Raw genomic sequence first — 12524 nt, 5'->3', positions numbered from 1 at the left:
GAGGAGCCCCGTCGGCCCACCCCGCCGCCGAACCGGAGCCCCCTCGCACAGGCACCGGTCGCCTCGTGGGCCGGCCGCGCACAACTCGGTCGCGCCATGCGCTGGCCGCGCACAACTCGGACGCCCTGGCGCCCGCACCCTGGTCCTCGGCGGCGCCTTGGCCGGCCGCAGGCGTGCTGCCGGCCGCCGGTGCCGTCGGCACTTCCGACGCCGGCGTCGGTCCGCCTGGCTTCCTGCCCATCGGCGCCGGCGTCGGGCCGATGTCCGTCGCCATCGACGTCGCTGCGACGGGCGACGTGCCCGCCACGGGTTCCGGACCGTCCTCGAGGCTGACGATCACCTGCCACGAGATCGGCGCCGCGCTCGGTGTCGCCGGGCTCACCGCGACAGCCGGCGACCTCGCCACGCAGGCCGGGCTGATCGCCGCCTACAACCGGGCTTTCGCCGTCACCGTCGGCGTCCTTGCCACCCTGCTCGTCCTCACCGCGCTCGCCGTCCCCCGTGGCAAGCCCTGCGCCACGGTCAGCAGCCACGGAGCGCACCGTCCCCGACCGGGCCGACCCTGGCGGAAAACCCGGCGATTTCCCCGGTGAGACGCACCCACCCTCGGGCCGACGCTTACACCTGACCGGCACCACCACCAGCACCTCGGGGAATTGCCCTTGCAGCCCAGCACCCACATCGCCTCGACCACCTTCGAGGCCGAGGACACGACCCGCGCGCACTGCCGGCGCGCGGTCACCGAACAAATCGCCGCCATCGACAGCGTCGGCACCGTCACCAACGGCCTGGCCGCGGGGACGGTCACCGTCATCGCCTCTCGCCCCCTGGACCGCGCCGACATCGCCGCCGCCGTCGACAAGGCGGGCCACGCCCTCGTCCCATGACTCCGCCCATTCCGCACGCCACCCGGAGGCCTGCCGTGCCCAGCACACTGCCCGCTCTCAGCGCCACCCCCGCCCACACCGAAACCCTGGCGCGCCGCACGTCGCTGCGCCTGCCCGCCACGCTGCTGCTCGTGGGACAACTCCTGTACATCGCGGTCACCCAGTTCCACACCGATGGGGACGCGAACAACCACCCCGCCGTGTTCACCGAGTACGCCGACAGCGGGATCTGGACGGTCGTCCACCTCGGCCAGTTCGCGGGCATGGCGGTGCTCCTCGCGGGACTGGTCGCCCTGTTCTTCGCCCTGGACGTCCAGGCTGGAACAGCCAGATGGGCGGGGCGATTCGGTGCCGCTTCGGCGGTGGCGACACTGGCGCTCTACGGCGTCCTCCAGGCCGTGGACGGGGTCGCCCTCAAACAGGCCGTGAACGCGTGGGCGAGCGCCCCGTACGCCGAGAAGCCGGCGCGCTTCGCGGGCGCCGAGGCGATCCGCTGGCTCGAATGGGGGGTGAGGAGCTACCAGAACTTCGCCCTGGGCCTCGCACTGCTCCTGTTCGCGGCCGCGGTCATGCGGACGGCTTGGGTCCCGCGGTCCATCGGCCACCTGATGGGGCTTTCCGGCCTCACCTATCTGGTGCAGGGCTGGGTGGTCGGCTCCGCGGGCTTCTCGCGAACGGAGACGATCGCCATCGTTCTGGCCTTCGTCCTCGACGTGGCGTGGATGATCTGGCTGGCCGTGGTCGCCTGGCGGACGCGGGATGCGCAGTCCCCGCCGCCCGCTCGATGAACGCGTGGGCCGCGCGGCGCCGGTCACCTTCGACACCGTCGGCGAGCGCGCCGAAGCGAAGGCGGAGATTGCTTCATCGCAGCACGCCGTGCACCCCGGTGAGACACACCCGCTCCCGGGCCGACTCTTCCACCTGACCGCACCACCACCAACAACTCGAGGAGTTCCCCTTGCTCTCCGGTACCCCCCGCACCTTCATCGGCTCGACCACCTTCGAGGTCAGCGGCATGACCTGCGCGCATTGCGCGCGCTCCGTCACCGAGGAGATCTCCAGCGTCGCCGGCGTCGAGTCCGTCACCGTCGACCTGGCCACCCGCAGCGTCACCGTCACCGCCTCCCAGCCGGTCGACCGCGCCGACATCGCCGCCGCGGTCGACGAGGCCGGCCACGCCCTCGTCCCGTGACCCGCTCCCATCCCTGGAGACACACCGTGCACACCGAAGCCACCACCCCGAGCGCGGCCCCCGCGCCCACCGACGCCGTCACGCACAACGGCCATCGCCTGAGCGCCAAGAAGTTCGCCCTGCACTTCGCCGAGATGACCGTGGCGATGGCCGTCGGCATGGTCGTGCTGCACCCGGTCTGGATGTTCGTCCTCGACGCTCTCGGCGCCGTCGCACTGATGCACAACCCGTACACCGGCGCACTGATCATGGCGACGAACATGACCGTGGCCATGTCCGCGTGGATGAGGTTCCGTGGCCACCGCCGGCGGCCCATCGCCGAAATGGGCGCGGCCATGTACGTGCCCTTCCTGGTGCTGTTCGTGCCGTTGGCGCTCGAACTCATCGACACCAGCGACCTGATGCTGTGGGGCCACCTGCTCATGCTCCCGGCCATGGCCGTGGCCATGCTGCTACGTCCGCACGAGTACGCCCACTGCTGAGGTCCCACGCCGGCCCGGCGACGTCGTAGACACCTGCGGCGTCGCATGAACCCGACCGCGGCGGTCGGCGCCGTCCGCCCCGTCCGCCGCCGCACCCCACGAAAGGAAGACCCATGATGTCCGAGGTCACGATCCGCCGGGCCACGACGGATGACGCCGTCGACGTAGCTGCGATGGTCCGCGAGATAGCCGCCCACGAGGACCAGGCGGCGCACGTGCACGTCACGGATGATCAGTGGCGCGCCCTGCTCGCACGCCCCGAGGTGATCGTCCTTCTGGCCGAGCGCGGCGGCCGGGCGGTCGGCTACGTCTCCTCCGTCCGCCAACTGCACCTGTGGACCGGCGGCGACGTGCTCAACCTCGACGACCTCTACGTCCGCCCCGGGAACCGCGGCGCCGGTACCGGTCGCCGTCTCATGGCCGCCCTCGCCGCGTCGGCCGCGCCCGGGCGACTGCTCATCCGCTGGGGCATGGAGGTCGACAACGCCGACGCGCAGCGCTTCTACCAACGCCTCGGCGCCACACTCCGGCCCAAGATCCTCGCCTCCTGGCCCCCAAGCGCGTACGCCGACTCGGCCGCCGGCCGGTGACCCGGCCACGAACCCGGCGAAATCGCCGGTCCGAAGCCGGGCCGCACCCCGGAACGATCAGCCGAAGCCCCCTGCCCCGCCCGACCAGGAGACCGCAATGACCATCAACGCGCCGACCGCCACCGCGGCGCCCCAGGCGACCGCCGGATGCATCCTCGACATCGGCGGCATGACGTGCGCCTCGTGTGTGAGCCGGGTGGAGAGGGCGCTTCGCCGTGTCGACGGGGTGGCGGCCGCGGAGGTCAACCTGGCCACCGAGGTCGCCACCGTCCACTTCGACCCGGCACGGGCGGGGCTGGAGGAACTGACCGCGGCGATCACCCGGGCCGGCTACACCGCGACCCCGCGCCGCGCCACCCGGCCCGCCGCCGTGAACGCCGCGAACCCCGCGCCGAGCGAAGAACGGGACGGCGAGGCACACCTGACGTCACTCAAGCGCACGTGGCAGATCACCCTTGCCACCGGCCTCGGGCTGATGGTGCTGATGTACGTGCCGCTCCACCTCGACGCGATGGACTGGCTGATGCCGGCCATCCTCGTGGTCGCCACGGTTGTGCAGTTCTGGGCCGGGTGGGACATCTACCGTGCCGCCTGGGCAGCCGCGCGGCACCGCAGCACGAACATGAACACCCTCGTGGCGCTGGGCACCGGGGTCGCCTACGCCTACAGCACGTTCGTCACCCTCTGGCCCGCGGCCGCCGAGCGGTGGGGCCTGCCGCTGCACGTGTACTTCGAGACCTCGCTGGTCGTCCTCGCCCTCGTCCTGGCCGGCCGGTGGATGGAGGCGAAGGCGAAGAAGCAGACCACCGCGGCGATCACCGCCCTGGTCGGGCTGGCGCCGAAGACCGCCCGTGTGCTGCGCGACGGCACCGCGGTCGACATCCCGGTCGAACAGGTCGTCGTCGGCGACCTGGTGCGGGTCCGGCCCGGCGAGAAGATACCGGTCGACGGCGTCGTCACCGACGGCGCCACCGCGGTCGACGAGAGCATGCTGACCGGCGAGAGCCTGCCGGCGGACAAAGCCGTCGGCGACCAGGTCATCGGCGCCACGATCAACCGCACCGGCACGGTGGTGCTGCGGGTGACCGCGGTCGGCCCGGACACCGCGCTGGCGCAGATCGTCCGGCTCGTCGAAGAGGCGCAGGGCGGGAAGGTGCCGCTGCAGAGCCTCGCCGACCGGGTCTCGGCCTGGTTCGTGCCGATCGTGCTCGGCCTGGCCGCGGCCACCTTCGTCGCGTGGGCGCTGCTCGGCCCGGACACCGGAGGGCTGACGACGGCGATCAGCACCACGATCGCGGTGCTGATCATCGCCTGCCCCTGCGCGCTCGGTCTGGCCACGCCCACGGCGGTGATGGTCGGCACCGGCCGCGCCGCGGAGCTGGGCATCCTCATCGCCAACGGTGACGCCCTGGAGACCGCACGACGCGTCACCGCCGTGGTGCTCGACAAGACCGGCACGATCACTCGGGGCAAGCCCTCCCTGACCGGGATCACCACCACCGACGGCTGGACCGAGAACGACGTTCTGGCTCTGGTGGCGGCCGCCGAGACCGGCAGCGAGCACCCGGTCGGCGAGGCGATCGTCGTCGCCGCCACCGCTCGCTCCCTCGACCTGCCGGCGCTGCGCTCCTTCGACGCCGTTCCCGGGCACGGCGTCGACGCCGTCGTCGGCGAGAAGCACGTTCTCGTGGGCAACGCCGCGTTGATGGCCGCCCGTGGCGTCGACGTCGCCGCGCTGGAGGTCACCGCCGCCACCGAGGCCGCGGCCGGCCGCACGCCGATGTTCGTCGCGGTCGACGGAGCCGCGGCCGCCGTGCTCACCGTGGCCGACACGGTCAAGGCGGAGTCGGCCGAGGCGGTCGCCCAGCTGAAGGCGCTGGGGCTGCAGGTGTGGATGCTCACCGGCGACAACGCCGCCACCGCCGCGACGATCGCCGAGCAGGTCGGCATCGAGCATGTACTCGCCGAGGTGCTGCCGGCCGAGAAGGCGGCGAAGGTGCGCGAACTGCAAGAGCGGGGGGACATCGTCGCCTTCTGCGGGGACGGCATCAATGACGCCGGCGCCCTCAGTGAAGCCGCGATCGGCCTGGCGGTCGGTACCGGCGCCGACGTGGCGATCGCCGCCTCAGACATCACCCTGGTCGGTGGCGACCTGCGCGGGATCGTCTCGGCGATCGCGCTGTCACGGCGCACCGTGACGACGATGAAGCAGGGTCTGGGTTGGGCGTTCGCCTACAACCTGCTCCTCGTCCCGGTCGCCGCTGGAGCGCTGTACTGGTGGAACGGCCTGCTGCTCGACCCGGTTCTGGCCAGTGCGGCGATGGCGATGAGCTCGGTCAGCGTGGTCGGCAACGCGCTGCGGCTGCGCCGCTTCCGCCGCCCGGCTACGGCTCGGGAGATCCTGCACCCACCGCTGCGCGCCCGGGCCGGCCAGTACGCGTACCTGACCGGCATCGCGGCCGTCGCCCTGGCCCTTGGCGCCGGGCTGACCGCGGTCAGCCGGATGGACTTCGCCGAGCGCGGTATGAACGGCCAGCTGGCCTGGGTGCAGGGCACCGGCATGCCGATGCGCCCCGCGATGAGCGTGATGATGACCGCCGACGTCCCGGCGACCGACGCCGCCGAGGCAGGGCTCGATGTCCACCTCGATCTGCCCGTGAGCGTCCGGCCCGGCGTGCCGGCCCGGCTGGTGGCCACCATCGTCGACAGCCGGACGGGGAAGCCGGTGGAGGATCTGACCCGCAGCCACGAGGCGTGGATGCACCTGATCGCCACCCGCGCCGACCTGGGCACGTTCGCCCACGTGCATCCGCTGCCGACCGGTCGGCCCGGACAGCTCGCGGTGGACATCACCTTCCCCACCGCCGGTCGGTACATCGTCAACACCGAGTTCCGCCGGCAGGGCCAGATGGCCGACGTGCACTCCCGGCAGGTGGTCACCGTCGCCGGCCCCGCGCCCGCGCCGGTGACCGTCACCGAAGGTCCGCGCAGCACCGTCGTGGACGGCGTCCGTGTGCGGCTCGACGGCGACGCCAAGGTCGGCGGGCGCAGCGATCTGCACTACACATTCAGCGACGCGGCCACGGGTCACCCGGTTGACGACCTGCGGCCCTATCTGGCTGCCGCCGGCCACATCGTGGTCATGCGCGCCGATGGGCAGACCTTCGCCCACGAGCACGCCGAGGCCACCGGTGCCGACGGACTCCCCGTCTTCGCCCTGCCCGCCCGGACGTTCGGCCCCGAACTCGCCGTGCACGCGGAGTTCCCCACCGCCGGGACCTATCAGTTGTGGGCACAGTTTCGGCTCGCTCACGGAGACGTGATCACCGTGCCGTTCACCGTCCGGGCCGGCTGACCCACGGAGGGCCCATGACCACCACCGTTGCCACGTCGGCGACCAGTCCGGTGCCGGCTGGGCCCGCGGCCCGGGCAACGACTCCGGGAGGTGTCGGGTCCAACGCACCTCCAGTTGACGACAGGTCCCTCTGTGAGCACGTCCATGGTCGGTGCGGTGCGTTTCACTGTCCGCCATGGAGCTCACGCAAGCGACCGTCAACGACCTGCTGGCCCAACTCGGCTCGGGGGACGGATACATGTACCTGCCCAGCGACCTGGATTCGCGGCACCTGACCGACCTGCTCGACAGCAGGTACGGCGCCCCGCGTACCCTCGTCCTCGACGGCTTCACCGATCCGACGGTCGACGAGTCCAGGGGCGCGGCCCTCCTCGTGCCCTTCGAGGACCGGGCCGTCACGATACGGGCGTGGGCGTACGGGGACCAGTGGGTCGGCACGGGTACGGCGCGGGACGCCGAGGGGATCGAGCGGCCGGTGCTGGTGGTGGCTCGCAGAGAGGTGCCCGAGCCCTTGGCGGTCGCTCCGGAGGAGGACGCCGACTGGATGGAGCGGCTCATACGGATCACCGGGTGGACCCAGCCCGCCCGGCGGCCGGACGTGGACTGGGCGGAGGTGGAGTCACGCCTGGGCACCGCGCTGCCGAGCGACTACAAACACATGGCCGAGACGTTCGGCGAGGGCGCCTTCGACGGATATCTGAACCTGAACCAGGAGCCGTGGACGTCTCTCAGGGAGGACGGGTTGCTCATCTGGGCGGGTACTGAGCACGAGGACCTGTACTGCTGGAGGACCGACGGTGACGACCCCGACCGCTGGCCCGTCGTGGTCCGGTCCTTCGACGGCGAGGACGTCCACTTCGACTGCCGGACCGCGGAGTTCGTCTGCCGCATCCTCATCGACCCGCAGCACCCGTTCACGATGGCTCGCTATTTCGACACCCACTGGTTCATGAACTACCGCGAACGCGGCTGAACTTCGCCGCCACGGCAGCCGCGGTCCGGTTGGCGGCATCTTCGGGGAACAGGGCCGAAACACTCGTCTGCCACAGCAGACCCGCCAAATGGTGACGGTGCTCCCGTCGGCCGCAGCAGTGCCATGTCGGCGAGGCAGTTCCCGCCGATTGTGACCACCGGCGTGAGATCCAGGAGGACTTTGCCCGGGTCGTGGACGGCCTGCGGCTGCCGCCAGGAGGCGAGCGCCACGGAGTTGGCCTGGACCTGGAAATCCTCATTGTTGCTGGCCAGAGGCGCTTTTTGCTGTCCGACCGCCCGTCGGGCAGCCCGCTTCATGAAAGCGCGAGGCCAACTTGATGCACCCGCTCGCGCCAAAGGTCTTCCCACAGATGTTAGACGTCTGCTAATCATGTCACATGATGAATCGCCGGGCTGTCACGGTGATCGCCAAGGTGATCGGCTGTGCGATCTCCACCCTCAAAGTGCCGGGCCTGCATGGCTCAAATTACATGCTCGTGTACGACTCTGACGTCAGGGGCCAGCCGTTAGGCAAACCCCTCATCTCCGGTGGCTCCCGAGCCGGAGAGCTGGTGCCCATCGCCACAGGAAGTGCCGCCCGTGCTGCCGAAGTTCGGCCGCCGACTACGTAGGTCTCACCTGTGACTGGGCTGGTGCGAAAGAGGGATCCGCATCAGCCGGCGCTGAGGCCGACCTTCTGACCGCGCGCGACGCCGCCGTCGACGCTTTGTAGAACATCGACGGCTGAGGTGAACTCAAGGAGCGCTTGATCATCACGAACGCCGTCGAGACTCCGGCCCCGACATGGGCCACCGCCGGCGCTCGGCCCCATGACGTACTCATCAATTCCGCTCAACTACGCCCACCCGGCTGCGCGGTAGCTGCACAACTACTTCCGGCTGGCTGGAACCGGCTTTAAAACCAGCCCAATCGTGCCCGTCAGGTCCTGGCCGGCCCCCTTCTCCAGGAACCGGATCGTCGAGGCCTGGCCCAGCCGAACCGCCTCGGCTCGTTCCTGCACCCCTGTGAACCGAACTCGGCCCCGATGCCGCGGGCATCGATGAGGCCCTCGACGGCGTGCTCGCCCTCATCCCCTTCCGACACCCTTCGTGAAGCAAGGAGCCAGTCATGAACAGCGCCGCCGGCATCACCGACAGCGGCCTGGCCATCGTGAACTCGATGCCACGTGAGGAATTCGTCCAGAAACTCTTCGACTCCTGCCACCTGCCGGTGCTCACGTGGGCCGAGAACGTCGAAGCCGCGCGGCCCTACGACACCGTTGAGAGTCTGCTCGGCCGGGCCACGAGCGCAGTCGACGGACTCAGCCCGGAGGAGGTGGTCGCCGCACACACCGGCCTGACCCGAATCGGCGCCCCGATCGCCGGCACCGACGCCGAGGCTCGCTGGTCACGCTCGGAGTCAGCAGGCGTGGGAACCGAAACGGAACTGCTCGCACGCCTGGCGGCGGCCAATGAGGCATACGAGGAGCGCTTCGGCCACGTGTTCCTCATCAGCGCCACCGGCCTCACCGGGTGGGACATCGTCGAAGCCATCCGGGCACGCCTGGGAAACGACGCGACAGCCGAGACAGAGCAGATCAAGAGCGAGCTCAAGAAGCTCATGGCGATCCGGCTGCCGAAGCTGCTGCATGAGCTGGCCGAGCCGGGCACCTCCTACTGACCTGATCGAAGAGAGGAATGGACCCGATGTCAACCGTGAACGCATCAACCATCCTTCGCACGAGTCCCAAGGTCGGAGTCGACGGACGGAAACTGCCTGAGGGAGCCGAACCCGGTGCGCTCGGCCGGCTGCGTCACGCCGCCGAACTCGGCCTCGATGGGGTCTTTTTCCGCTCGATACTCGAAATGAGCGAGACACTCGATCCGGGCGAGCTGCGCGAGGTGCGCGTACTCGCCGACGAACTCGGCCTCTACCTGGAAGCCGGGGTGGGGAAGGTCAACCCGTACGCAACTCCCGAGACGCCGGAGATCCGGATCCTCGGGGACGGGGATTACCTGCGCGGCATGGAACGCATGATCCAGGCTGCGGCAGAGATCGGCATTCACGAACTCTGGACCGGAACCGCCAACTACAAGTTCGGGTTGCCCGGCTACTTCGTGTTCGACCGGTTCCGCACCGATGCCCCGTGGCCCGACCAGCTCACCGCGACCGTCAAGGTGCTCAGGAGCCTGGCCCCCGTGCTGAACGCGACAGGCTCGCATCTCAACCTCGAGACCCACGAGGAGATCACCAGTTTCGAGCTCGTGCGCATCGTCGAGGAGGTGGGCCCGGACACCGTCGGCATCACCTTCGACATCGGAAACGTGCTGGTCCGGGCAGAGGACCCCGTGAAGGCCGCCCAGCGCGTCGCGCCGTACGTGCGGATGACCCATGTCAAGGACGCCGGACTGTACTTCACCGACTTCGGGATCGGCCATCAACTCGTCCCCGTGGGCCAAGGCGTCATCGACTGGGAAGGCGTGTTCGGCGTTCTCCGGCTCGAAGCGCCACACGTCAACCTCTCCATCGAGAATCCCCAGCTGCGCTTCGAGATGCCGCTGCACGTCTATGACCCGACCTGGCGCGCGGCGCACCCCGACCTGACGACCGACGAGCTCGCGGCGATCGTTCAGATGACGGTCGTTCACGAGAGCAGGATCCGCGACGGGCTGGCGCCCACCCGAGAGCAGGTGTACGCCGCGCCGTGCGAGTCGGAAGACCAGCTCGCGTTCATCACCGAGAGTGCGGCGTTCATCCGCGAAACGCTGGCGAAGGTGGCTGGGAGAGGCGACTGCTGATGAGGGTCGGACTCTCCTGCGAGTACTTCCCGGGCAGCCGGGACCGCTCAGCTCGTGCCACCCTGCATCGCGCGGCCGAGGAAGGCCTGGACGGCGTCGCGTTCGCGACTCCCCTCCTGGTGAGCAGCCGGCTGGATCGTCATGAACTGGCGGAAATACGTGACTTGGCGGCCGATCTCGGCCTGTACCTCGAAGTCGGCATCGGTGCCATCGCGACACCGGACCGTGTGATCCCGGCGGTCGAGGCCGAGTCACTGCTCGATGCCTGTCTGGTCCTGGGCAGCACCGAGATCACGGCCTACACGAAGCTGGATCGCTTCGACCCCGGGCACTCGTTCGCGGCTCAGCTGGACGGCGTGGTCACGCTCCTCACGGGGCTCGCCGCGAAAGCACGGAACGCACATGCGCACCTCAACCTGGAGACGCACGAGGACCTCACGTCCACCGATGTGCTTCGGGTGGTGCAGGCCGTGGGCCCGGATGTGGTGGGCGTGACCTTCGACCTGGCCAACGCCGTCGTACGGGGCGAGCACCCGCTGCATGTGCTCGAACAGCTCGGGCCGTACGTGCGCCAGACGCAGCTCGAGGACGTGACCCTCAGCCTGACGAAAACCGGTCTGAGACGGCATCTGGCGCCATGCGGCGGTGGCATCACCGACTGGGCCGAGGTCATCGACGTACTCGGCGCGCTGGCGGAACCGCCGAACCTCACTGTCGAACAGCACAGGGGCCAGTTCGACATCGAAGTCTTCGACCCCATCTGGGTCGGCGCGCATCCCGATCTCGAGCCGGCCGGAGTGCTCGCGCTCGTGGCCGAGGCGGTGCGCGGTGCCCGTCAGGACAGGGGCGGGACGTGGTTGCAGCTCTCCCAGGAGCCACAAGCGCGAGGGGAGCGGGAGTTCTTGGAACACCTTCGGCTCAGCGCGGATCACCTCCGCCTTGTGCTCGCAGAAAGCAGCAGGACCGACCGCACGACAGCGGACGGGCGAGAGACCGGCCGCCCCCTTGGCGGCGGTGGCACCTATGAGGGAGTACAAGGATGATTCGTGGAACGCGCAAGCGTGCGGCGGGGGTGATGGTCACTCTCTGCCTCGCGCTGTCGGCCTGCACCATGAGCACGGATACCGCCTCGAGCAATCACGACGGGACCGGGCCGATCACCATCGGTTTCATCGGCGGCATGAGCGGTGTGTTCGCCCCGTACGAGAAGCCGGCCCTCGACGGCGCCAAACTGGCCGTCAAGGAGATCAATGCGGCTGGGGGAGTCAACGGCCGCCGGCTCAAGCTGGTCACCGAGGACAACAAGTCGGACATCAACGAGAGCGCGCGTGCCGGACAGGCGATCCTCGACGATGGAGCGGTCGCTTCCCTTGTTCCCGTGGACCTCAACTACGGCGGAGGAGCCGCGCAGGTCATCCAAGGTGCCGGCAAGATCGCGATGTCGGTCGGGGGTGGCAGCACCCAGTGGGCGAAGTTCGGTCCACTCGTCTACAACGTCGGCACTACGGCGACCTCGGACGGCGCGGCCATGGCACAGTTCGCCCACGACAAGGGGATCAAGGACGCCTACCTCATGGTCGACACCATCTCGGACTTCAGCCAGGAGCTCTGCGACGGCTTCAGGACACGGTTCAAAGAGCTCGGCGGCAGGATCCTCGGGAGCGACACGTTCAACAACAAGGACACCTCGCTCGGCGCCCAGATCACCCGGATGAAGTCGGCCGCCCGGCAGCCGGGCATCATCGCCAACTGCTCCTTTCCTCCTGGTGGCGCGTTGATGGTCAAGCAGCTCCGCGATGCGGGCATCGACTCGCCGTTGATCTCGAGCAACGGAATGGACGGAGACTTCTGGTTCAAGAACTCCATGCCGAACCTGTCCGGTGTCTACACGGTGGACTGGGCCTCGGTCTGGGGCGATGACCCGGCTCCTGGTGTCAACAAGCTCGTCAAGGATCTGGCGAAGGCGCAGGGCAGCCAACCGCAGAACCAGTTCGGTGTCACGGGCTACATCGCGGTGAAGGCCATCGCGGCGGCCATGCGGAAGGCCGGTTCCACCGACGGCGACAAGGTGGCCGCGGCGCTCAACTCGTTCAAGCACGAGGACGTGGGCATTCCCCTCACCTTCGACAAGGACTTCCACATGGACCGAACGCGGGAGTACCGCATCCTGCAGGTCGTGAACGGGCGTCCGAAGTTCGTGACCACAGTCAAAACCGCGGGCAACTAGAAACGCATTCGCGTGGGCCGG

General features: G+C 69.4%; 13 protein-coding genes. All 13 read left to right on the top strand.

The features are described 5' to 3' along the window. Window positions 1-260 precede the first annotated feature (260 nt). The 13 genes from ACIQMV_RS25380 (at window position 261) to ACIQMV_RS25320 (ending at window position 12503) form a co-directional block, all read left to right on the top strand. Window positions 261-593: a hypothetical protein gene (locus ACIQMV_RS25380; protein WP_402595781.1), complete on the top strand. Its 333-nt coding sequence runs from the start codon at window positions 261-263 to the stop codon at window positions 591-593. 69 nt (window positions 594-662) lie between these two features. Then, window positions 663-887, top strand: coding sequence for a heavy-metal-associated domain-containing protein (locus ACIQMV_RS25375; protein WP_402595779.1), 225 nt, complete (start codon window positions 663-665; stop codon window positions 885-887). Window positions 888-922: 35 nt separating this feature from the next. Then, complete coding sequence (locus ACIQMV_RS25370; RefSeq protein ID WP_402595777.1) at window positions 923-1675, top strand: DUF4386 family protein; 753 nt, start codon at window positions 923-925, stop codon at window positions 1673-1675. A gap of 170 nt (window positions 1676-1845) precedes the next feature. Beyond that, window positions 1846-2079, top strand: coding sequence for a heavy-metal-associated domain-containing protein (locus ACIQMV_RS25365; protein WP_402595775.1), 234 nt, complete (start codon window positions 1846-1848; stop codon window positions 2077-2079). A 26-nt stretch (window positions 2080-2105) separates the two neighbouring features. Continuing rightward, the gene (locus ACIQMV_RS25360; protein ID WP_401772023.1) at window positions 2106-2561 is read left to right on the top strand and encodes a hypothetical protein; all 456 of its coding nucleotides are present in this window, start codon (window positions 2106-2108) and stop codon (window positions 2559-2561) included. Between the two features lie 113 nt (window positions 2562-2674). Beyond that, window positions 2675-3151 (top strand): GNAT family N-acetyltransferase, encoded by a 477-nt coding sequence (locus ACIQMV_RS25355; RefSeq protein ID WP_216372881.1) that lies wholly within the window; start codon window positions 2675-2677, stop codon window positions 3149-3151. A 97-nt stretch (window positions 3152-3248) separates the two neighbouring features. After that, a complete protein-coding gene (locus ACIQMV_RS25350) occupies window positions 3249-6506 on the top strand; it encodes a heavy metal translocating P-type ATPase (protein ID WP_402595772.1) in 3258 nt (1085 codons plus the stop codon). 175 nt (window positions 6507-6681) lie between these two features. Then, the gene (locus ACIQMV_RS25345; protein ID WP_402595771.1) at window positions 6682-7479 is read left to right on the top strand and encodes a hypothetical protein; all 798 of its coding nucleotides are present in this window, start codon (window positions 6682-6684) and stop codon (window positions 7477-7479) included. A 397-nt stretch (window positions 7480-7876) separates the two neighbouring features. Continuing rightward, window positions 7877-8110: a EutN/CcmL family microcompartment protein gene (locus tag ACIQMV_RS25340; RefSeq protein WP_141367629.1), complete on the top strand. Its 234-nt coding sequence runs from the start codon at window positions 7877-7879 to the stop codon at window positions 8108-8110. A gap of 496 nt (window positions 8111-8606) precedes the next feature. Further along, window positions 8607-9158, top strand: a complete 552-nt coding sequence (locus ACIQMV_RS25335) for a 2-oxo-4-hydroxy-4-carboxy-5-ureidoimidazoline decarboxylase (protein ID WP_402595769.1) — start codon at window positions 8607-8609, stop codon at window positions 9156-9158. A 26-nt stretch (window positions 9159-9184) separates the two neighbouring features. Further along, window positions 9185-10276: a sugar phosphate isomerase/epimerase family protein gene (locus ACIQMV_RS25330; protein ID WP_402595768.1), complete on the top strand. Its 1092-nt coding sequence runs from the start codon at window positions 9185-9187 to the stop codon at window positions 10274-10276. Further along, the gene (locus ACIQMV_RS25325; RefSeq protein WP_402595767.1) at window positions 10276-11319 is read left to right on the top strand and encodes a sugar phosphate isomerase/epimerase family protein; all 1044 of its coding nucleotides are present in this window, start codon (window positions 10276-10278) and stop codon (window positions 11317-11319) included. The genes ACIQMV_RS25330 and ACIQMV_RS25325 overlap by 1 nt, the downstream gene beginning before the upstream one ends. Beyond that, entirely contained in the window at window positions 11316-12503 is a 1188-nt protein-coding gene (locus tag ACIQMV_RS25320; protein WP_402595765.1) for an ABC transporter substrate-binding protein, read from the top strand. Before ACIQMV_RS25325 ends, ACIQMV_RS25320 begins: the two co-directional genes overlap by 4 nt. The last annotated feature ends 21 nt before the right edge of the window (window positions 12504-12524 follow it).

Source organism: Streptomyces sp. NPDC091412 (assembly GCF_044756885.1).
GTDB lineage: Bacteria > Actinomycetota > Actinomycetes > Streptomycetales > Streptomycetaceae > Streptomyces.
This window is presented reverse-complemented; position numbering and strand designations above follow the sequence as displayed.